General features: G+C 65.9%; 18 protein-coding genes. 6 read left to right on the forward strand and 12 right to left on the reverse strand.

Features of this window, described 5'->3' with window-relative positions:
- Positions 1–13 precede the first annotated feature (13 nt).
- From ygfZ to ACVWY5_RS26800, 5 genes are all read left to right on the forward strand, one after another.
- On the forward strand, positions 14–1,000 hold the full coding sequence (ygfZ, locus tag ACVWY5_RS26780; RefSeq protein ID WP_283809405.1) for a CAF17-like 4Fe-4S cluster assembly/insertion protein YgfZ: 987 nt from the start codon (positions 14–16) through the stop codon (positions 998–1,000).
- Entirely contained in the window at positions 997–1,623 is a 627-nt protein-coding gene (locus ACVWY5_RS26785) for a DNA-3-methyladenine glycosylase I (protein ID WP_028332623.1), read from the forward strand. The genes ygfZ and ACVWY5_RS26785 overlap by 4 nt, the downstream gene beginning before the upstream one ends.
- Complete coding sequence (locus tag ACVWY5_RS26790) at positions 1,620–2,231, forward strand: YfbR-like 5'-deoxynucleotidase (RefSeq protein WP_028332624.1); 612 nt, start codon at positions 1,620–1,622, stop codon at positions 2,229–2,231. The genes ACVWY5_RS26785 and ACVWY5_RS26790 overlap by 4 nt, the downstream gene beginning before the upstream one ends.
- Positions 2,232–2,346: 115 nt before the next feature.
- Positions 2,347–2,853 carry a tyrosine phosphatase family protein gene (locus tag ACVWY5_RS26795; protein ID WP_028332625.1) on the forward strand — a complete coding sequence of 169 codons (507 nt, stop codon included), beginning with the start codon at positions 2,347–2,349 and terminating at the stop codon, positions 2,851–2,853.
- A 110-nt stretch (positions 2,854–2,963) separates the two neighbouring features.
- A complete protein-coding gene (locus tag ACVWY5_RS26800; RefSeq protein WP_028332626.1) occupies positions 2,964–5,669 on the forward strand; it encodes a DUF2339 domain-containing protein in 2,706 nt (901 codons plus the stop codon).
- Between the two features lie 24 nt (positions 5,670–5,693).
- On the opposite strand, the gene ACVWY5_RS26805 is transcribed toward ACVWY5_RS26800, so the two are convergent.
- From ACVWY5_RS26805 to ACVWY5_RS26835, 7 genes are all read right to left on the reverse strand, one after another.
- A complete protein-coding gene (locus ACVWY5_RS26805) occupies positions 5,694–5,927 on the reverse strand; it encodes a DUF6894 family protein (protein ID WP_016844381.1) in 234 nt (77 codons plus the stop codon).
- 139 nt (positions 5,928–6,066) lie between these two features.
- Positions 6,067–6,645, reverse strand: coding sequence for a hypothetical protein (locus tag ACVWY5_RS26810; protein WP_028332627.1), 579 nt, complete (start codon positions 6,643–6,645; stop codon positions 6,067–6,069).
- A gap of 186 nt (positions 6,646–6,831) precedes the next feature.
- Positions 6,832–7,818 carry an acrylyl-CoA reductase (NADPH) gene (gene acuI / locus ACVWY5_RS26815; protein WP_026193152.1) on the reverse strand — a complete coding sequence of 329 codons (987 nt, stop codon included), beginning with the start codon at positions 7,816–7,818 and terminating at the stop codon, positions 6,832–6,834.
- A 46-nt stretch (positions 7,819–7,864) separates the two neighbouring features.
- The gene (locus ACVWY5_RS26820) at positions 7,865–9,109 is read right to left on the reverse strand and encodes an MFS transporter (RefSeq protein WP_028332628.1); all 1,245 of its coding nucleotides are present in this window, start codon (positions 9,107–9,109) and stop codon (positions 7,865–7,867) included.
- A gap of 397 nt (positions 9,110–9,506) precedes the next feature.
- Positions 9,507–10,985 (reverse strand): cell wall hydrolase, encoded by a 1,479-nt coding sequence (locus ACVWY5_RS26825; RefSeq protein WP_028332629.1) that lies wholly within the window; start codon positions 10,983–10,985, stop codon positions 9,507–9,509.
- A 410-nt stretch (positions 10,986–11,395) separates the two neighbouring features.
- A complete protein-coding gene (gene ppdK, locus ACVWY5_RS26830; protein WP_028332630.1) occupies positions 11,396–14,305 on the reverse strand; it encodes a pyruvate, phosphate dikinase in 2,910 nt (969 codons plus the stop codon).
- A gap of 91 nt (positions 14,306–14,396) precedes the next feature.
- Positions 14,397–14,552 (reverse strand): DUF3096 domain-containing protein, encoded by a 156-nt coding sequence (locus tag ACVWY5_RS26835; protein WP_016844375.1) that lies wholly within the window; start codon positions 14,550–14,552, stop codon positions 14,397–14,399.
- Positions 14,553–14,785: 233 nt separating this feature from the next.
- Between ACVWY5_RS26835 and ACVWY5_RS26840 the strand changes: the two genes are divergently transcribed.
- On the forward strand, positions 14,786–15,145 hold the full coding sequence (locus ACVWY5_RS26840; protein WP_028332631.1) for a DUF1236 domain-containing protein: 360 nt from the start codon (positions 14,786–14,788) through the stop codon (positions 15,143–15,145).
- 135 nt (positions 15,146–15,280) lie between these two features.
- On the opposite strand, the gene ACVWY5_RS26845 is transcribed toward ACVWY5_RS26840, so the two are convergent.
- From ACVWY5_RS26845 to ACVWY5_RS26865, 5 genes are all read right to left on the reverse strand, one after another.
- On the reverse strand, positions 15,281–16,381 hold the full coding sequence (locus ACVWY5_RS26845) for a hypothetical protein (protein ID WP_028332632.1): 1,101 nt from the start codon (positions 16,379–16,381) through the stop codon (positions 15,281–15,283).
- Positions 16,382–16,499: 118 nt separating this feature from the next.
- Positions 16,500–17,093, reverse strand: coding sequence for a class I SAM-dependent methyltransferase (locus ACVWY5_RS26850; protein ID WP_028332633.1), 594 nt, complete (start codon positions 17,091–17,093; stop codon positions 16,500–16,502).
- A gap of 3 nt (positions 17,094–17,096) precedes the next feature.
- Complete coding sequence (gene glyS / locus ACVWY5_RS26855; RefSeq protein WP_028332634.1) at positions 17,097–19,193, reverse strand: glycine--tRNA ligase subunit beta; 2,097 nt, start codon at positions 19,191–19,193, stop codon at positions 17,097–17,099.
- A complete protein-coding gene (locus ACVWY5_RS26860; RefSeq protein ID WP_028332635.1) occupies positions 19,193–20,128 on the reverse strand; it encodes a glycine--tRNA ligase subunit alpha in 936 nt (311 codons plus the stop codon). Before ACVWY5_RS26860 ends, glyS begins: the two co-directional genes overlap by 1 nt.
- A 202-nt stretch (positions 20,129–20,330) precedes the next feature.
- Entirely contained in the window at positions 20,331–20,522 is a 192-nt protein-coding gene (locus tag ACVWY5_RS26865) for a hypothetical protein (RefSeq protein ID WP_026193154.1), read from the reverse strand.
- Positions 20,523–20,598: the final 76 nt, after the last annotated feature.

A 20,598-nucleotide genomic window follows, 5' to 3' on the forward strand; every position in this document is an offset into this window, starting at 1 on the left:
CGCCCGCTTTCGGCTGTCGCGCGGGCCTTGTTCGGCGCACTCTAGCGCCTTAGCTTGGCAGGGGATATCGCGGCCTGCGCGTTTCCCAAGGAACTTGGAAAAAGAGCCAATTTTGCGAATGAAAGCAGCGTTTCTTCCAGATCGGGGCGCGGTCAAGGTCTCTGGCGAGGACGCCCGCAACTTCCTCAACGGCCTCATCACCGCCGACATCGCCGAGTTGCGCGCGGGACAGGCCCGGTTTGGCGCGCTGCTGACGCCGCAGGGCAAGATCATCGTCGATTTCCTGATCACCGAGATACCCTCAGGCCATGGCGGCGGCTTCCTGATCGACGCGCCGCGCGCGCTCGCCAAGGGCCTTGCCGACAAGCTCGGCTTCTACAAGCTGCGCGCCAAGGTCGTGGTCGAGAACCTGTCCGACAGCCTCGGTGTCCTGGCAGCCTGGGATGGCGAGCCGGCGGCGACGCCGGATCTCGCGTTCGCCGATCCGCGCAACCCAGCGCTCGGCTGGCGCATCCTGATCCCGGAAGATTTGAAGCAGAGGCTCACTGAGCTGATCGGTGCCGATCTCGTCGACTCCAGCGCCTACGAGGCGCATCGGATCGCGGCCGGCGTGCCGCGCGGCGGGCTCGACTTCATGTATGGCGACGCCTTCCCGCACGAGACCAACATGGACCGCCTCAACGGCGTCGATTTCGACAAGGGCTGCTATGTCGGCCAGGAGGTGGTGTCGCGCATGCAGCACCGCGGCACGGCGCGCACCCGCACGGTGAAGATCGTCCTCGACGGCCCCGCGCCCGAAGCCGGCGCAACGATCCTCGCCGGCGACAAGCAGGTCGGCACCATCGGCTCGACCGCCGGCGAGAAAGGTCTTGCGCTGGTGCGGATCGACCGCGTCGCCGATGCGCTCGACGCCGGCCTGGCGCTGACCGCGGGCGGGCTGTCGCTTCACCTCGCCGAGCCGGACGCCGTCCGCATCACACCCACGCAGACCGTTGCATGACCCGTACCGCGCAACTGCATCCCGACGGCAAGACGCGCTGCCCGTGGCCGGGCGAGGACGCGTTCTACGTCGCCTATCACGACAATGAATGGGGCGTGCCGGAATATGACGACCGCGCGCTCTACGAAAAGCTGATCCTCGACGGCTTCCAGGCCGGTCTGTCCTGGATCACGATCCTGCGCAAGCGCGAGAACTTCCGCAAAGCCTTCGACGATTTCCAGCCCGAGAAGATCGCGCGCTACAACGCCAAGAAGGTGCACGCGCTGATGAACGACGCCGGCATCGTCCGCAACCGCGCCAAGATCGAAGGCGCCGTCGCGAGCGCGAAGGGCTATCTGGAGATCATGGAGAAAGGCCCCGGCTTCTCGAATTTCCTTTGGGACTTCGTCGACGGCAAGCCGAAGGTCAATCAGTTCAAGACCACCGCGAGCGTGCCGGCCTCGACGCCGGTCTCGATCAAGGTCTCCAAGGAGCTCGGCGCGCGCGGCTTCAAGTTCGTCGGTCCCACCATCGTCTACGCCTTCATGCAGGCGACCGGCATGGTCAACGATCACCTCGTGACCTGCTTCTGCCACGAGAGCTGCAGCGGCAAGCTCCGCACACCGCGACTCAAGAAGAAATGACGGCGCGCAAATCGACGGAGACAATCCGCGCCTGGCAGCGGATGTTGTCGGGACGCCGGCTGGACCTGCTCGACCCGTCGCCGCTCGATATCGAAATCGTCGACATCGCGCATGGACTGGCGCGGGTTGCGCGCTGGAACGGCCAGACCAGCGGGGCGCACATCTTCTCGGTGGCCCAGCACACGCTGCTGGTCGAGGCCGTGATGCGCCAGCAGATGCCGCGCGTCGACATCCGCCATCGTCTCGCGGCGCTGCTGCATGACGCACCGGAATATGTCATCGGCGACATGATCTCACCGTTCAAGGCGGTGCTGTCAGGCGAATACAAGGCGGTGGAAAAGCGGCTGCTCGGCGCGATCCATATCCGCTTCGGCCTGCCTGCCGTGCTGGCGGACGAGATCACCCAGCAGATCAAGGCTGCCGATCGCGGCGCCGCCTATCTCGAGGCGACGCATCTGGCGGGATTTTCGCAAGCCGAGGCCAAGCGGCTGTTCGGCCGCGATCCGGAACTGCCCGAAGCGACAGAGCGCGACTATCTGACGCCATGGACCGCCGCGCGGGCCGAAAAGCAGTTCCTCGAGCGCTTCAACACATTACACGCCTCCTAGGCGCGGCACGTGTGCCGTCGGTTGCGCCGCAAAACGACGAATCGGCATGGCACCCCCGCCTTTGCCCGTTCGGGAGCAGCCGTTATAATCCGGCACCCCCGATAGAAGGACCATCATGCTTCACGTCTGCTCGCTTGCCGCACTCTCCGACACGGTTCGCGCCACCGGCGCCAGCCATGTGCTGACCGTGATGGCCAATGTCGACCAGGTGCAGCGGCCGCCTTCCGTGCTGCCGGCCAACCACCTGAAAGTGTCGATGGACGACATCATCGAACAGATGGACGGCTTCGTTGCGCCCAACGAGTCGCATATCGAGAAGGTGCTGAGCTTCGTGCGCGGCTGGGATCGCCAAGCACCGATGGTGGTGCATTGCTACGCCGGCATCAGCCGCTCGACCGCGAGCGCATTCGCAACGGTCTGCGCCCTCAACCCACACCGCGACGAAATGTCCATCGCACGGATGATCCGCGAGGCCTCGCCGATCGCGGCCCCCAACCGGCTGATCGTCAGCCTCGCCGACAAGGCGCTGGGGCGCGAGGGCCGGATGCTGCGTGCACTCGACGCGATGGGTCCCGGCAGCATGAGCGTCGAAGGCCGGCCCTTCCGCATCGATCTGGATTAAGCGCGGCCGGTCACCCCCGATCGCTTGAACTTCCGGTCCTCCTCGCGGCACTACTAGGTTGCGACGGGCCGCTGGCTGGCCAAGTCCGGCGCGTCCCGCCGGAGGGCCCAATGTTCGATTCGCCGTTCGACTTCCTGACGCTCGTCCTCGCCATCGTCGCGATCATTTTCGCGCGCAAGGCGCTGGGCCGGATCGACCTGCTGCAGCGACGCCTGGATGCGATCGAGGCCGCGGGCGGCGCCGCCGTGCGGACGGCCGTGCCGCCGCCGCTGGCCCCGCTGCAGGAGTTCGAGCAGACGCCGCCGACAGCGCCTTCCGTCGCGCCGCCACCGCTCCCGGAGGCGGCTCCCGGCGGACCGGCCGCGCAGACCGAGCCAGCCGCGGACGCGCCAGGTGCCGCACCGCCCCCCCTGCCGGAGCCGCCAGCCCCGCCGCAGCCGGCACCGGGCTTCGAGGAGACGCTCGGCACGCGCTGGGTGGTGTGGATCGGCGGCCTGACGCTCGCGCTCGGCGGCTTCTTCATGGTGCGCTATTCGATCGAGGCCGGCTTGCTCGGCCCCGGCGTTCGCACGATGCTCGGCGGATTGTTTGCGCTGGCGCTGCTCGGCGCCGGTGAATGGACCAGGCGCCAGGAAAGCATCTCCAACATCGCGGCGCTGCCGATCGCCAACATCCCGGCGATCCTCACCGCGGCGGGCACCGCGGTGGCATTCGCCACCGTCTACGCCGCCTACGCGCTGTACGACTTGCTCGCCCCGGCAACCGCCTTCATCCTGCTCGGCATGGTCGCGCTCGGCACGCTGGCGGCCGCGCTGCTGCACGGGCCCGCGCTGGCCGGGCTCGGCATCGTCGGCGCCTTCGTCACGCCGCTGCTGGTGTCGTCAGACAAGCCCGATTTCTGGTCGCTCTACATCTACCTCGCCATCGTCACGGCGGCGGCATTCGGCCTCGCCCGCATCCGGCTGTGGCGCTGGCTCGCGGTCACGACGATCGTCTTCGCGCTGCTGTGGACCTTCCCTTGCCTGCAATGCGGTCCGGAGATGATCGCGCCGCACGTCTTCCACGTCATCGCAGGCTTCGTACTGGCGGCACTGCTCGTGGTCTGCGGCTTCATGTTCGGCCCCGACGGCGACGGCGAGGAGATCGAGCCGATCTCCTCGGGCTCGCTCGCGGCCTATCTGCTCGGCGCGATGCTAATCGTGCTCAACAGCGCCCACGCCGACACCGCGATGATCGGCTTTGCGCTGCTGACAGCCGCAAGCCTGCTTGTCGCCTGGCGCGCGCCTGCTGCTACCCGTGCGATCGGCGCCGCCTCGATCTTCGTGTTCATCGTGTTCGGCGAATGGGCCGTCCGCCGCAACGTCGACATGCTGGTGCTGCCGGGCGGCGCGATCCCTGGCATCGGCCCGTCCGCGACCGATGGCTCGGTCTCGCTGCATCTCGTCACCGCCGCGCTGTTCGCGGCTGCGTTCGGCATCGCCGGCTTCCTCGCACAATTCCGTTTTGCCACCACTAAGGTCACGGTGACCTGGGCCGCGGCGGCGGTGTTCACGCCGGTCGCGCTGCTGGTCGCGCTGTATGCACGCATCGCGCATCTCGACCGCTCGATCCCGTTCGCGGTCCTTGCCGTGCTGCTCGCCGCGGCCTATGCGGCTGCGACCGAGGCGCTGACCCGGCGCGGCGAGCGGCCGGAGTTGTCGCCCTCGATTGCGTTGTCGGCCACCGGCGCCCTCGCCTCGCTGGCGCTGGCGCTGACCTTCGCGCTCGACAAGGGCTGGCTCACCATCGCGCTCGCGCTGGTGTCGATGGGCACGGCGTGGCTGTCGGTGCAGCGGCCGATTCCGTTCCTGCGCTGGCTTGCCGCGATCCTGGCCGGCATTGTGGTGCTGCGCATCGGCTATGAGCCGCGGATCGCGGGCGACGCCGTCGGCACCACGCCGATCTTCAATTGGCTGCTGTGGGGTTATGGCGTGCCGGCGCTGTCATTCTGGGCGGCAAGCCATTTCCTGCGCCGCAACGGCGACGACGTCCCGCTGCGGATCGTCGAATCCGCCGCGATCCTGTTCACCGTGCTGCTCGCCTTCATGGAGATCCGCCACGCGGTCAACAGCGGCGATGTCTACTACGCCAGCGCCGGGCTGACCGAGGTCGCACTGCAGGTCGGCGTGACGCTCGCGATGGCGATCGGACTGGAGCGGCTGCGCCTGCGCAGCGGCAGCATCGTGCATAATGTCGGCGCGATCCTGCTGACCGCGTTCGCGGGGCTTGCCAGCCTGTTCGGGCTGCTGGCGCTGGAGAACCCGATATTGTGGCCGCAAAGCGTCGGCGGCAGCTTCATCAACCTGCTGCTGCTCGGCTACGCGCTGCCGGCGGTGCTGGCGCTGCTGCTGTCCTATGCGGTGGCGGGCCATCGTCCCGCCGGCTATGCCAACACGATCGCCGCCGGCGCGCTGGTCCTTGCGCTCGCCTACGTCACGTTCGAGATCCGCAGGCTCTACCACGGACCGGTGCTGACGCGCGGCGAGACCACGGGCGCGGAGCAGTACACCTATTCGATCGCCTGGCTGATGTTCGGCGTCGCACTGCTCGGCGTCGGCATCGTCGTCAACTCGCAGCGGGCGCGGCTCGCGTCTGCTGCGGTGATCGGGCTGACGATCCTGAAGGCGTTCCTGATCGACATGTCGACGCTCACGGGTGTCTACCGGGCGCTGTCGTTCATGTGCCTTGGCATCGTGCTGGTCGCGATCGGCTGGCTGTATCAGCGGATCCTGTTTCGCAGGCGAACCGCTCCGCCGCTCGCGCAGGCCGAGGGTTAGGACTTGCCGTCCTGAAGGACAGCTTCAGTCGACGGACTCGGCGACCAGTCGAATCCTGAACACGGGTTTTCTGCCCTCGTCGAGCAGCTCCATGTGCCATTCGCTGTTCTGCTTCAGATTGCGCGAAATGCTGCCGAGGAAATTTCCGCAGACCTTGGTCATCTCGGCCCAGGCCACGTCGCGGCTTTCAAACTCCGTCGCGTGGTCGGATGCACCAGCGTAATCGCCGTCACTGATTCGAAAAAAATATTGCGCCATATGACTACTCAAAATCAGAGTCCCCAATGTCTCGCCTCGCGGCGAACGCCAGGTATTGAGTAGCGAGCAAGGCGTGGCGACCGCCATCCGTATGACTACGGCTTGGCGGCGCTATTCCCGCTAGCGCGCAGATGAAAGGTTAGTCGGTGGAGCGGCGCAATTCCGGCGCGCTCTCGACCTTGGCGGGCTCGGCCTTGACCGGTTCGAGCTTCGCGCTTCCGACCTGCGGCGTCTCAACGCGCGACACTTCGGTCTGCGAGGCATCCGCGGATCGGGTGCGCGGATGCAGCGAGCGCGGACGCGCCGCCGCGCGCGCCATCAGCATCTGCTGGCCGCCCTGGTGATGGAAATCGCAATAGGCAAAGCCCATACCGGAGACCGAGCCGCGGAACGAGCGGTCGTCCTGCTTGTCGAGATTGAAGCACGGTTCGAACGGAATGCCCTTCAGCGACGCGCAAACGCTCTGACCGCGGATCTGCAGCGTGTTGCCGGGCAGGCGCAGGTGACGGATCGGCCCCGAGCCGGAGAACTGGACCGAGCCTGCCGCACCCAGATCGTCGAGGATGCGGCCGGCGCCACGGGTACCATCGAAACAGGTGAACGCGAACACCTTGCCGGCGACGAACCTGCGGGCCTCATCGGCGTTCATCATGCCCGCGAATGCCGGCACGACCATTGCTCCGGCCGTGACGGCCCCCAATACCAAACGCGCAAGCATGAGCTACTCCACTTACGAGCGCGGGCACTCGCTCCTTGTTGCGCATGACCCCCGCACCAACGCTTTTCGACGTCTGCGTGAGGAAACCCGGCCCCCCGGGATCATGCTGCAAGTCTCTTTACCCGCTGCTTACCATACCAACAGTGGCAACATTGGAGCAGCTTGGTTGGTAAAGTCTGAACGCCCTCAGACTATTTTTACCACGATGCGGCCGCGGACCTGGCCTCCGAGGATTTTCGCGCCAAAGCCCATGACTTCGTCCAGGGCGATTTCGTGAGTGATATCAGCCAGTTTTGCCTTGTCCAGATCGCTGGCCAGGCGGCGCCAGGCGGTCCTCCGCAGCTCGATCGGACACATCACCGAATCGATACCGAGAAGGCACACGCCCCGCAAAATGAAGGGCGCGACCGACGACGGCAGATCCATACCGGCCGCCAGACCGCAGGCCGCGATGGCTCCGCCATACTTCGTCATCGACAGCAGGTTGGCGAGCGTGGTCGACCCGACGCTGTCGACGCCGCCGGCCCAGCGCTCCTTCGCCAGGGCCTTGGGCGCACCTGACAGTTCGGCGCGGTCGATCACCTCGGTGGCGCCGAGACCCTTGAGATAGTCGGTCTCCGACATCCGCCCGGTCGACGCGATGACATGGTAGCCGAGCTTCGACAGCACGGCGATCGCCACCGAGCCGACGCCGCCGGCGGCACCCGTGACCACCACCGGGCCGCTCTTCGGGGTCAGACCATGCTTCTCCAGCGCCAGCACCGAGAGCATCGCGGTATAGCCGGCGGTACCGACCGCCATCGCATCGCGGGCCGAGATGCCGTCGGGCAGCCGCACCAGCCAGTCGCCCTTGACCCGGGCCTTTTCAGCATAGGCGCCGAGATGGGTCTCGCCCATGCCCCAGCCGTTGCAGACGACCTTGTCGCCCGCCTTCCAGTCCGGATGGCTGGATTGCTCGACCGTGCCGGCGAAATCGATGCCCGCGATCATCGGGAACCGGCGCACCACCGGCGCCTTGCCGGTCAGTGCGAGGCCGTCCTTGTAGTTCAGCGTCGACCACTCGACGCGGACGGTGACGTCGCCGTCCATGAGCTCGGCTTCGTCGAACTGGGTGAGTGCGGCGGTGGTACCCTTGTCCGCCTTGTCGATCCTGATTGCCTTGAACGTTGCCACGATGTGCACTCCCCGTAATCTTGGTTTCGGAGAGTGGTTTACCCCATCAGGCGGGCTGCGCAACCGGGCGGGCGACGGGCTTTTCGACGATCGGCAGGTTGATCAGCGCAGACAGCACGCCAAACAGCACCGACAGCCACCAGATCGGGGTGTAGGAACCGTACTGCTCGAACACGATGCCGCCGAGCCAGACGCCGAGGAAGCCGCCAACCTGATGGCTGACGAAGGCGAAGCCGTACAGCGTCGCAAACCAGCGCGTGCCGAACATCAGCGCCACCAGCGCCGAGGTCGGCGGCACCGTGGAGAGCCAGGTCAGCCCGGAGATCGCGCCGAACGCGATCGCCGAGAAGGTCGTGATCGGGAACGAGATGAAAGCGACGATCGACAGCGCGCGGGTGAAGTAGATCACCGACAGGATGTAGCGCTTCGGGAAGACATTCTGCAGCCAGCCCACGCTGAGCGAACCCACGATGTTGAAAAGGCCGATCGCCGCGATCACCCAGCCGCCGGTCGATGCCGGAATGCCGCGGTCGGCGAGATAGGCCGGCAGATGCACGGTGATGAAGGCGAGCTGGAAGCCGCAGGTGAAGAAGCCGAGCACCAGCAGCACGTAGGAGCGATGGCCAAACGCCTCCGCCAGCGCCGTCTTGAACGACTGCTGATCGGCCGGCGCGGCGTCATTCGTCTCCGCCGGCGGCGTCGAGAGCGCCAGCGACAGCGGCAGGATCAGCAGCATCAGTGCACCGAATACGAGGAGCGCGGTCTGCCAGCCGAAATTGTCGATCATCGCGACGCCGAACGGCGCGAACAGGAACTGGCCGAACGAGCCCGCGGCGGTGCCGGCGCCGAGCGCGATGCCGCGCTGCGCGGGCGGCAACAGCTTGCTGAACGCCGACAGCACCAGGTTGAATGAGGAGCCCGACAGGCCGAAGCCGATCAGGACGCCGGCGCCGATATCGAGCGACAGCGGCGTCGTCGAATAGCGCATCAGCAATAGACCGGCGGCGTAGAGCAGCGCGCCGACGACCATGACGCGCAGCAGGCCGAAACGGTCGGCGATCGCACCGGCGATCGGCTGGCCGAGCCCCCACAGCAGGTTCTGCAGCGCCAGCGCGAGGCCGAACACGTCGCGGCCCCAGGTGAATTCATGGCTCATCGGCTGCACGAAGAAGCCGAGGCTGGAGCGCGGGCCGAAACTCAGCAGCGCGATCGCGCAGCCGCAAACGATGATGACCAGCGGCGTGCGCCACGTGCCCGACGTCGGTCGAAGATCCCCGGTGGTAACGGCCATCTTGTCTTCCCCCGCAATTGCTGCGCGGGGAGCAGCCCCGCCGAACGTTACGGGGAGTTAATGCAGATGCATGAAAACCCCAAGAGGGACCGGAGAAAAATATTCGCCTGCAGGGCTGCTCTGCAGAATCGGAGAGGATGATGACCGTCATTCCGGGGCACGCCCCGCGGGCCATCCCGAAACGACGTCGTGAGGTTGCGACGCGTCTGCCCCGAATATCGCGACGGGCTCAGGCCGAATGGCGGGGAACGTTGTCTTCTCCTTCCCCCCTGAAAGGGGGAAGGTCGGGATGGGGGTCAGCCACACGCATCGCTGCACGTGGAGGGACCGGATCCCCACCCGCTTTGCTCTGACGAGCAAGCGACCTCCCCTTTTCAAGGGGAGGTTAGGCTGACAGCTAGCGCCGGGCGCTGGCCTGCTCGGCCGAGCTCTGGGCGGCCTCGGCGAGCTGCGCCGAGATCTTGGCGGTCTCGGCCGGGTTGCCCCAGCTCGGCGCGTCGCTGCCGTCACCCCAGGCGCGCGGGCGATAGAAGGTGTGGACGCCGAACTTGTACATCTTCTTCATCTCGCTGACCCAGGACGGCCGCACCCAATAGGCGTGGTAGTGGGTCGAGCGGTCGACTTCCGGCAGCCACAATTCGCCGTCGAGCATCGCCTTCGCGATCTTCTTGGCGCGATCCCACATGTCGGGCTCGCGGACGACGTCAGCGACGTTGTCGCAGGCGAAGGTGAACTGACAGGCATAGTGGCGGTTCTTGTTCTGGTAGACCACGCCGCACACCGTCTCCGGATATTTGCCGGAGAAGGCGCGGTTCAGCACCACCTGGGCGACCGCGATCTGGCCACGCACCGCTTCGCCGCGGGCTTCGAAATAGACCGCCTCGGCGAGGCACTTCTCCGACTTGGCGCGCGACTTCTCGTCGAACAGGCCGAGCCGCTCCGCCGGCGTCTTGGTGTGCTGGTCGTCGGCATTGACCTCGCCCTTCGGCGCGATGCTCTCGCCCATCTCGCCGGCCTTAACCGGACCGTCGGCATCGACCGGCAATGACGCCATCACCTTCATGTCGGGATCGGGCGTTGCTACCGGCATCACAACAACCGGCGCCTCGCCGGGCTGCCAGCGCTCGAGGTTCTCCGGCGTGCCGAGCGACGAGCCGAAGAACAGGCTGGCGGTCTGGAATGCGAACGGGTCGCGCTCGCGCGCCGCATCGGCGGGCGCAGCCGCAGGCTTCGCGGGCGCAGGCTTCAGATCGTCGAGCGGGCTCGCCTCGAGCGAGAGCGACACGTCGTTCTGCTGCGGCGACGGCTTGGCATATTGCGGCAAGGGCGGCGCGCGCAGCGCCTCCTGCAATTCAGGATCGAGCGGCGCGCTGTCGGCCGGTGCGGTCGCGGTCTTCATGCCCTTGACCGACGAATTCGATGTCGCGGGATCCTCGTTCGCCGGCGCCGTAGTTGCAGGCTCCGCAGGTTCGACCTGATCGGGCCGCCGGACGACGAGGCGATCGCCCTTCAGGGTGCGATCGACCTTGGGAAAATCGGATGCCTGATAGCGCGGCGGCGGGGCGGTGATCGGATTGCGCGTCACCGTTCCGGTGATATCGAGGTTCGAACTGTCCAGTCTCGCGAGCAGGATTTGCGGGGCTTGCGGCGCGGACGTGCCGATCGGACGGCCGAAGCTGTAGGTCGCGACCTGGATGGAGCCGACGGCGGAGGCGAAGACGCGCTTCTGCCAGCGCTCGGCGACGCCGGGCTGCCGGGCCAGGAGCGAGGCAATATCCTGATATCCGGTCTCGGTCGGCATAAGTGCGAAGATGCCAAGACCGAGACCGAAGAGCGCAAGACGTGCGCTCTTCGGCTGGTTACGCGACACAAACATCGTACGCTCACGCAACGCTTACTGAGTGCAATCGAACGCGGTACATCCGCGCAATTCGACCTTTCTCGTTGCTAAACCGTTTAGGTTGCCGCGGAGTTAATCGGCGTTGCTCGCGCGCTACACTCAAGCGATCGCGCATGTTTCGCAGGTTGCATTGCGCGCCTTGGTAAACGCGCGGCGCGTGAAAGTCGTAAACAACAGGTCAACGGAGATGGTGAATAGAGTGTTGCACGCGCCGTAGGACTCCGGCGCGTAGGATGGGTGGAGCGCGGCGATACCCATCATCTCTCCACGCGGAGGCAATTGATGGGTATCGCTTTGCCCCACCCATCCTACGAACTGCGCACGCAACAAACAAAAATGGCCGGGACTTGGTCCCGGCCATTGCACTCTCTGAACGACGCAATCGCTCACGCCTGGCTGGCGATCTCCTTGCCGAGCGCGGCCTGCGCTGCGGCGAGACGTGCGATCGGCACGCGATAGGGCGAGCACGAGACGTAGTCGAGCCCGACCTCGTGGCAGAACGCGACCGATGCGGGATCGCCGCCGTGCTCGCCGCAGATGCCGACCTTGAGGCTCGGCCGCGTCTTGCGGCCGCGGGTGACGCCGATCCTGACGAGCTCGCCGACGCCGTCGCGATCGACCGAGATGAACGGATCGATCTCGAGAATGCCCTTGGCCACATAGGTGCCGAGGAAGCTCGCAGCGTCGTCGCGGCTGATGCCGTAGGTGGTCTGCGTCAGGTCGTTGGTGCCGAAGGAGAAGAACTCCGCAGTCTCGGCCACCTCGCCCGCCATCAGGCAGGCGCGCGGCAGCTCGATCATGGTGCCGACCTGGTAGCTCAGCTTGACGCCGGTTTCCTTCATCACCGCGTTGGCTGTCGCATCGATCCGCGCCTTGACCAGATCGAACTCGGCCTTGGTCGCGATCAGCGGCACCATCACCTCGAGACCGACCGGCTTGCCGGTGCGCTTGCCGGCTTCGACGGCGGCCTCGAAGATCGCACGCGCCTGCATCTCGGCGATCTCCGGGTAGGCGATCGCAAGACGGCAGCCGCGGAAACCGAGCATCGGGTTGAACTCGGAGAGTTCGCGGGCGCGGTCGGCGAGCTTGCGCGGATCAGTGTTCATGGCGCGCGCCACTTCCTCGATCTCGGCCTGGGTGTGCGGCAGGAACTCGTGCAGCGGCGGATCGAGCAAGCGGATCGTGACGGGCAGGCCCTGCATGATCTCAAACAGCTCGACGAAGTCGGCGCGCTGCATCGGCAACAGCTTCGACAGCGCGGCGCGGCGCGACTGCTCGTCCTCGGAGAGGATCATCTCGCGCACGGTGCGGATGCGGGTCTCCTCGAAGAACATGTGCTCGGTGCGGCAGAGGCCGATGCCTTCAGCGCCGAACTTCACCGCGGTGCGCGCGTCATCGGGCGTATCGCCGTTGACGCGAACACCGAGCTTGCGGACCTCGTCGGCCCAGCCCATCAGCGTGCCGAACTCGCCGGACAGCTCCGGCTCGATCATCGGCATGCGGCCGGCCAGCACCTGGCCGACCGAGCCATCGATGGTGATGACGTCGCCGGTCTTGAAGGTGCGCGAGCCCACGCTCATGGTGCCGCGGCCGTAATCGACGCGGATGGTGCCGCAGCCGGAGACGCAGGGCTTGCCCATGCCGCGCGCAACCACCGCCGCGTGCGAGGTCATGCCGCCGCGGGTGGTGAGGATGCCTTCCGCGGCGTGCATGCCGTGGATGTCTTCCGGACTGGTCTCGATGCGGACCAGGATCACCTTGCGTCCGTCGGCCTGCAGCTTGGCCGCTTCGTCCGACGAGAACACGATCTCGCCCGAGGCAGCGCCGGGCGACGCCGGCAGGCCGGTCGCAATCACGTCGCGCTTGGCGGCCGGATCGATGGTCGGGTGCAGCAGCTGGTCGAGCGAGGCCGGATCGATCCGCGTCACCGCGTCCTTGCGCGAGATCAGGCCTTCATTGGCGAGCTCGACCGCGATGCGCAGCGCCGCCTTCGCGGTGCGCTTGCCGCCGCGGGTCTGCAGCATCCACAGCTTGCCCTGCTCGACCGTGAACTCCATGTCCTGCATGTCGCGGTAGTGCTTCTCAAGCAGCGTGTAGATCCGCGTCAGCTCCTTGAACGCGGCCGGCATCGCGGCTTCCATCGACAGCTTGTCGGAGCCGGATTCCTGGCGCGCTTCCTCGGTGATGTCCTGCGGCGTGCGGATGCCGGCGACGACGTCCTCGCCCTGCGCGTTGATCAGGAACTCGCCGTAAAGCTTGCTTTCGCCGGTCGAGGGATTGCGGGTGAACGCAACGCCGGTTGCCGAGGTCTCGCCCATGTTGCCGAACACCATCGCCTGCACGTTGACGGCGGTGCCCCAGGATTCCGGAATGTCGTGCAGCTTGCGATAGGTCACCGCGCGCGCGTTCATCCAGGATGAGAACACCGCGCCGATCGCGCCCCACAGCTGGTCGTGCGGATCCTGCGGGAAGTCGTGGCCGGTCTCCTTGGCGACCGCTTCCTTGTACTTGCCGACCAACTCGACCCAGTCGTCGCCGGTGAGGTCGGTGTCGAGCGAATAGCCCTGGCCGTCCTTGAAGGTGTCGAGGATGTCCTCGAAGTGATGATGCTCGAAGCCGAGCACCACGTCCGAATACATCGTGATGAAGCGGCGATAGCTGTCATAGGCGAAGCGGCGGTCGCCGGAGAGTTCGGCCAGCGCTTCGACGGTGCGGTCGTTGAGGCCGAGGTTGAGCACGGTGTCCATCATGCCCGGCATCGAGGCGCGCGCGCCCGAGCGGACCGAGACCAGCAGCGGGTTCTTGGCGTCGCCGAAGGTCTTGCCGGTCAGCTTGCCGACATAGTCGAGCGCCTTCTCAACCTGTGCCTTCAATTCCTTCGGATACGTCTTGTCGTGTTCGTAGAAATAGGTGCAGACCGAGGTCGGAATGGTGAAGCCGGGCGGCACCGGCAGGCCGAGATTGGCCATTTCCGCGAGGTTGGCGCCCTTGCCGCCGAGCAGATTGCGCAAGGTCGCCTGGCCCTCGGCCTTGCCGTCACCGAACGTATAGACCCACTTGCCTGCCTTGATCGCAGCCGGGGCCGCCTTCTTCGCAACGGCCTTCGCCGGCGCCTTGCCGGCGGGCTTTGCGGCCGGCTTTGCAGCCGATTTGGGGGCGGCCTTCGGCGCCGCCTTCGGGGCGCTCTTCTTCAGCGCCTTGCGCGCCGGGGCAGCCTTGCGGGCTGCGGCGGAGGGCTTTGATTTCGCTGCTGTTTTCTCGGCAGTTTTCTTGGACTTCGCGACGGCTTTGGCCATGTCAGACAACAATCCGAAAAGAGGGGTCGAAGATGCGCGCCTTACACCATTTTGAGGGGTTCCGCGCAAGCCGCGAAACCCCGCTTTCCCGCTAGAGGTGCAGCCAGCGCAGCAGACCCATCCCCACGAGCCCGACAAAGATCAGATAGATCGCGACGATGTAGTTCAGCAGCCGCGGCATGATGAGGATCAGGACGCCTGCGATCAGAGCTACGATAGCAGGCAGATGCCCAGCGGTGATGGTCATTGAAGTGTTCTCCGGCGTTTTTGGAGGAGCGAATCGAGCGGCAGTTTATCCGCTGAGGGGAGTTCCCACATCAAGACGCAGGTTACGCCGACGAGTTCCCGCAACTCACGAAAATTGCTCCAAATTGCCGCGTATATGGCGGCGATTTCCCGGAACATCACCACAGCACATGCATTGGCTCGGCATGCGCGCCGGCGAAGGCCGGCGTGCTGCGTGAAAAAATGGAGCGAGCCATGCGAAACAGATTACTTGCCGTTGCAGCGGTTGCTGCCGCGATCACGGTGCCGGCTGTTGCCGCACAGGCCCAGACCGTCGGCATCGTCCGCGGTGGTCCGTCCGTCGCGGTCGATGATGACGGAGGCATCGCGGTCGAACAGCGTCCGGCATTCCGCGAGTACATCGTGCGCGAGCGTGTACCGAACTACACCATTCCGGATCGCGTCGTGGTCGGCACCGTGCTGCCGGACGCCGGCGTGACCTATTACGACGTGCCGCAGCGGTTCGGCGCGACGCCCTATCGTTACACCGTCGTGAACGGTGAGACCGTTCTGGTCGAGCCGCGTTCGCGACGGATCGTTCAGGTGGTCGACTAGATCAACGTCAGCACGATCGCCTGAACGACAGTCCGGGCGCCGCGCAAGCGGATGTGCGCGAGGATCGACCGGACCAGAAAGCCCCGCCCGGTCTCCCCTCCGGGCGGGGCTCTTCCGTTCTGATGCCGTGCCGGGTTACGACTTGAGGATCGAGAGCAACGTCGAGGTCGACTTGTAGCTCTTGATCGCGGCGTCCTGGAAATCCTGCGTCCAGTTGGCAGCCTGGCGCTCCTCCGCGCTCATCGAAGAATATTGCTTGAGGATGCCGAGGCTGAACTGGCGCGGATCGCCGGCGGTCTGACTCTGCTTCAGCGCGTCGAGCACGGCGAGACGCGTCCGCGTGTTGAGTTCCTGCTTGGCCGCGAAGATCTCCTCGGTGGAGAACTTCTTGTCCTGGTTCAGCGAGATCGCCGACAGCGAGCGGTTGTCGAGCGAGGACAGGTCGGCGAGCTGTCCGGTCTTGCGTCTGACATCGTAGACCAGCTCCTTGCCGCTCTTCGCCGCCTCGCTCTTCTGCCGATCAAGGAAGGCGCGCACGTCGCCGGCGACGCTGCCGAAGTCGCGCGTGGTGCTCTTTGTCGGGGGCGCTGTCCCCGCCAGCGCGGCCGCGATCGGATCACCGGAAATTCCCGATGGCGCCGTGTTCGGATCCTGCTGCGTCGCCTGATGGCCCTTCAGCACCGCGGCGCGCTGGCTGGCCCAGGTTGCGGTGGCCTTCTCCTCATCGCTCGCACCATCAAGATAATCGAGCGCGGCCTTGTAGCTGACGCTGTAGTCGCCGGTCAGGCGCGTGGTCGCAAGCGACGGCTCCATCGCCTTGTCGAAGCGCTGCTTCAGCTCGGTGGCGGCAACCGCCTGCTCATCCGGGGTGAACTTGCCGCCATTGTTGGTCGAGATCGCAAACAGCGAGCGACGGTCCAGCGTCGACAGATCGATCGTGGTCTCGCCGTCGACGATCGGTGCCTTGACGCCGGCGACCGTGTAGAGCCGGTCGAGCGTGATGCGGGCGTCGCTGGTGACGGTTGCGAAATCCGGCAGCGGCGCCTTGGCGAACTGCGCGCGTGCGGCGTCCGACAGCGTGAGATTGGTTGCGGCGTTGGATGTCGAGGATGCCGACAGATCGCCGGCGGTGCCGTCGCCCGACAAGGTCGCCGCGAGCGAGGGCGTCGCTGCTGCCCGCGCATAGGCCGAACCATATTGGGCGTAGGGATTGGGCGTGGTGCCGATCGAGGTCATCGGGCGGTCCCTGCATTGGCGCGGGGGGCGATGTCTTAAGAAATGGTTGCTTCGTCAGGACCTTCGCAGGGCATGGTTAACAAATTGCAAACTGTGTCGAAATATTTCAGGAGCCCGATCAGTCGCGCCGTCGCGCGATGAGGCAGTGAATGACCTTGCCGGACGAGGCGCTGACGACCTCGGCGTCGAGCAGCAGTTCGGCTGCCGCCAGTTCAGCCCGCACCAGCGCCGCATCGAAGGCCGCGTAGAGCCGGCCGTGCGCATCGCGCGCATCGTCGCCCGCGGTGACGCGCCAGCTCAGATAGAGGACGCCGCCGGGTTTGACGAGTTCGAACATGCGGCGCACCGACGGCGCGATCAGCGCGTGATCGAGATGCATGATCACGGTCTCGCACAAAACGTTGTCAAAGCTGCCGGAGGCCAGACCGGACAACGTCGGCAGCTCAGCGTGCGCAAAGCGCAACGTCGGATAGCGGGCGCGGGCTTCCGCGAGCAGACCCTCGGAGGCATCATGGCCTTCGGCCGGAAAGCCATTGTCGTTCAGCCAGGCGACCTCGCGGCCGCTGCCGCAGCCGATATCGGCGGTCGCGCCGCCCTTGATGAAGAAGCGCGCGACGATCTCCTGCAGATCGCGAGGGGCCGGCTGGTCGTGCCAGTCCTGCGCAAACGCCGCCGCATCCTTGTCGTAAGCGGCGAGCGTCGCGCGGTCCATCGGTCAGCCTTCGATCCGGGAGAAATCCGCCACCGCGCGCGTCGCGGCGCGGATCTCGTTGAGCAGCTTCAGGCGGTTTTCGCGCACCTTGGGATCGTCGTCGTTGACCTTGACCTTGTCGAAGAACGCATCGACCGCCGGACGCAGCTTGGCCATCGCGCTCATCGCGGCGGCGAAGTCTTCCTTGGCGACCGCGGCGGAGGCCTCGCTCTTCACCTGATCGATGGCCTTCGCCAGAATCTTCTCTTCGTCGAGCGTGTAGAGTGCGGCATCCGGCGCGCCATCGAAGCTCCGCTTGTCCTTCTTCTCCTCGATGCTGAGGATGTTGCTGGCGCGTTTTGTGCCCGCGAGCAAGTTCTTGCCGTCGTCGCTGTCGAGGAATTTGCCGAGCGCCTCGACACGGCGCACGACGAGCAGCAGATCGTCCTGGCCGCCGAGCGAGAACACTGCATCGACGAGATCGTGACGCGCGCCCTGGTCGCGGAGCTGGACCTTCAGGCGGTCGGCGAAGAACGCGAGCAGATCGTTCGGCAGCGTTTCGGCATCGGCCTTGACCGACAATCCGAGCAACGCGGATTTGGCCGTCTTCAGGATCGGCAGGCGCAGCGTGTTCTCGACGATCAGCCGGATCGCGCCCAATGCCGCGCGACGCAGCGCGTACGGGTCCTTCGATCCGGTCGGCTTCTCGTCGATCGCCCAGAATCCGGCGAGCGTATCCAGCTTGTCCGCCAGCGCGACCGCGACGCTGACCGGATCGGTCGGCACGCGATCGGTCGGCCCCTGCGGCTTCCAGTGCTCCTCGCTCGCGGCAGCGACGGACGCATCCTCGCCCTGCGCCAGCGCGTAGTACTTGCCCATCAGGCCCTGCAACTCGGGGAATTCGCCGACCACTTCGGTCAGCAGATCCGCCTTCGCGAGGCGCGCGGCGCGCCTGGTCTTCTCGACGTCGGCGCCGACCAGCGGCGCGATCTCGGCCGCAAGCCGCTCGATGCGCTTGATCCGCTCCGCCTGGGTGCCGAGCTTCTCGTGGAACACGATCTGCTCGAACTTCGGCAGCCGGTCTTCCAGCTTGGTCTTCAGATCCGTCTCGTAGAAGAACTTGGCATCCGACAGCCGCGGGCGGATCACGCGCTCATTGCCGGCGACGATGGTCTTGCCGTCGTCGGGCGCCTCGATATTCGCGGTCAGCACGAACTTGTTGGTCAGTTTCCCCGTCTTGGGATCCCTGACCACGAAGCACTTCTGGTTGTTGCGGATGGTGGCGCGGATCACCTCGTCCGGGATCGACAGGTATTGCTCCTCGAACGATCCCGTCATGACGACCGGCCATTCGACGAGGCCGGAGACCTCGTCGACCAGCACCTGGTCTTCGACCAGTTCGAGGCCCTGCGCGAACGCCAACTCCTTGGCGTCCTCGACGATGATGTCCTTGCGCGCCTGCGGATCGAGGATCACCTTGGCCGCCTTCAGCTTGGCCTCGTAATCCTCGAAGCGGCGCACGGAGATCGCACCCGGCGCCATGAAGCGATGGCCATAGGTAGTCTGCCCGGCCTCGATGCCGTCGACCGAGAACTTGACGATGTCAGGCTCCTCGGTCTCCAGACCGAAGGTCGCGGTGATGGCGTGCAGCGGGCGCACCCAGGTGAGCGAGCCTGATTTGGCCGAGCGCGCGCCCCAGCGCATCGATTTCGGCCAGGGGAAGGTCCGGATGATCACCGGGAGCATCTCCGCGATGACGTCGATCGCGGCGCGGCCGGGCTTCTCGATCAGCGCGATGTAGAAGTCGCCCTTCTTGTCGTGCTGGATCTTTGCCTCGCTGATCGAGGCGAGACCGGTGGCCTTCAGGAAGCCCTGGATAGCGGGCTCGGGGCCACCGACGCGCGGGCCGCGGCGCTCGTCCTTCAGATCGGGCTGGCGCGCGGGAATGCCGTGCACGGTGAGCGCAAGGCGGCGCGGGGTCGCGAATGCCTTGGCGCCCTCATAGACGAGGCCTTCAGCGACCAGTCTGTCGGTCACCATGCGGCGCAGATCGTCCGCCGCCTTGGCCTGCATGCGCGCGGGAATTTCTTCGGAGAACAGTTCGAGGAGAAGATCGGGCATCAGACCGCCCTGCCCGTTTCAGTGTGGATCCATGCCTCGCCGCAGGCCTTCGCCAGGTCGCGCACGCGGGCGATGTAGCTTTGCCGCTCAGTCACCGAGATGACGCCGCGGGCATCGAGCAGGTTGAACACGTGGCTCGCCTTGATGCACTGGTCGTAGGCCGGCAAGGCCATCAGATGTTCCTTTTGATTCCCACCCTCACGCCAGCCGGCGGCGAGATATTTGCGGCAGGCGTCCTCGGCCATCCTGAACTGCTCGAACAGCATCGCGGTGTCGGCAACTTCGAAATTGTGCCGCGAGTATTCCTGCTCGGCCTGCAGGAAGACGTCGCCGTAGGTGACTTTCTCGGCGCCCTCGCGGCCATTGAAGTTGAGGTCGTAGACGCGGTCGACGCCCTGCACATACATCGCGAGCCGCTCGAGCCCGTAGGTGAGCTCGCCCGCGACCGGCGCGCATTCGACGCCGGCGACCTGCTGGAAGTACGTGAACTGCGACACCTCCATGCCGTCGCACCAGCATTCCCAGCCCAAGCCCCAGGCGCCGAGCGTCGGGCTTTCCCAGTCGTCCTCGACGAAGCGGATGTCATGGACGGCGGCGTCGATCCCGATCGCGGCCAGCGACTTCAGGTACAGGTCCTGAAGGTTCGGCGGCGACGGCTTCATGATCACCTGGAACTGGTAGTAGTGCTGGAGGCGGTTGGGGTTTTCGCCGTAGCGGCCGTCCTTGGGCCGCCGCGAGGGCTGCACATAGGCCGCGTTCCAGGGCTTGGGCCCCAGCGCGCGCAACGTGGTCGCGGGATGGAACGTGCCGGCGCCCATTTCCATGTCGTAGGGCTGCAGGATGACGCAACCCTGCTCGGCCCAGAACCGCTGGAGGGCCAGGATGAAGCCCTGGAACGAACGTTCCGGGCGCATGTGGTCAGGCAGGGCGTCCATCGTTGGAATCGATCTCGCGAGGGGGTGTGAGGCGCGCGGGACCGTATCGGCGGCAGCCAATGGAATCAAGGCGATGGAGGATTGCTGCACGTCATTCCGGGGCGCCTCGGAGAGGCGAACCCGGAATCTCGAGATTCCCCGATGCGCAATTGCGCATCTGAGGTTCTATGCTTCGCATAGCCCCGGAATGACGGGGTAATATCTAGCCCGGGCGATAGGCTCCGGTCACGGGGTCGCGGCGCAAGGTCTTGATTTCGCCCGCGCGGGTGGCCTCGGCCACGCGGGACAATCGCGCCTCTTCGAGTTCCTGGTTGATCCGGACGGCCGTCTTGTACGCCCAGCGGACCACGGCCAGGCTTCCCAAGACGCCTGCGAATGCAATCAGCGGCGGCATCGGTCGATCCTTGTCGTTCACGTCTGTCAGGCCCCCAATGACAGCCATTCTCGCGCAAGGCGGCCCGCGCCGCAAT

Source organism: Bradyrhizobium sp. USDA 3256, from assembly GCF_054058275.1.

What these genes read in the sequence shown, in the direction of transcription:
- ACVWY5_RS26860 (WP_028332635.1), bottom strand. Translation starts at nt 20,128, where the DNA reads ATGGACGCCCTGCCTGACCACATGCGCCCGGAACGTTCGTTCCAGGGC.
- ACVWY5_RS26835 (WP_016844375.1), bottom strand. Translation starts at nt 14,552, where the DNA reads ATGACCATCACCGCTGGGCATCTGCCTGCTATCGTAGCTCTGATCGCA.
- ACVWY5_RS26845 (WP_028332632.1), bottom strand. Translation starts at nt 16,381, where the DNA reads ATGACCTCGATCGGCACCACGCCCAATCCCTACGCCCAATATGGTTCG.
- ACVWY5_RS26795 (WP_028332625.1), top strand. Translation starts at nt 2,347, where the DNA reads ATGCTTCACGTCTGCTCGCTTGCCGCACTCTCCGACACGGTTCGCGCC.
- ACVWY5_RS26785 (WP_028332623.1), top strand. Translation starts at nt 997, where the DNA reads ATGACCCGTACCGCGCAACTGCATCCCGACGGCAAGACGCGCTGCCCG.
- ppdK (WP_028332630.1), bottom strand. Translation starts at nt 14,305, where the DNA reads ATGGCCAAAGCCGTCGCGAAGTCCAAGAAAACTGCCGAGAAAACAGCA.
- ACVWY5_RS26850 (WP_028332633.1), bottom strand. Translation starts at nt 17,093, where the DNA reads ATGGACCGCGCGACGCTCGCCGCTTACGACAAGGATGCGGCGGCGTTT.
- ACVWY5_RS26865 (WP_026193154.1), bottom strand. Translation starts at nt 20,522, where the DNA reads ATGCCGCCGCTGATTGCATTCGCAGGCGTCTTGGGAAGCCTGGCCGTG.
- ACVWY5_RS26810 (WP_028332627.1), bottom strand. Translation starts at nt 6,645, where the DNA reads ATGCTTGCGCGTTTGGTATTGGGGGCCGTCACGGCCGGAGCAATGGTC.
- ACVWY5_RS26800 (WP_028332626.1), top strand. Translation starts at nt 2,964, where the DNA reads ATGTTCGATTCGCCGTTCGACTTCCTGACGCTCGTCCTCGCCATCGTC.
- glyS (WP_028332634.1), bottom strand. Translation starts at nt 19,193, where the DNA reads ATGCCCGATCTTCTCCTCGAACTGTTCTCCGAAGAAATTCCCGCGCGC.
- ACVWY5_RS26825 (WP_028332629.1), bottom strand. Translation starts at nt 10,985, where the DNA reads ATGTTTGTGTCGCGTAACCAGCCGAAGAGCGCACGTCTTGCGCTCTTC.
- ACVWY5_RS26820 (WP_028332628.1), bottom strand. Translation starts at nt 9,109, where the DNA reads ATGGCCGTTACCACCGGGGATCTTCGACCGACGTCGGGCACGTGGCGC.
- ACVWY5_RS26840 (WP_028332631.1), top strand. Translation starts at nt 14,786, where the DNA reads ATGCGAAACAGATTACTTGCCGTTGCAGCGGTTGCTGCCGCGATCACG.
- ACVWY5_RS26790 (WP_028332624.1), top strand. Translation starts at nt 1,620, where the DNA reads ATGACGGCGCGCAAATCGACGGAGACAATCCGCGCCTGGCAGCGGATG.
- ACVWY5_RS26805 (WP_016844381.1), bottom strand. Translation starts at nt 5,927, where the DNA reads ATGGCGCAATATTTTTTTCGAATCAGTGACGGCGATTACGCTGGTGCA.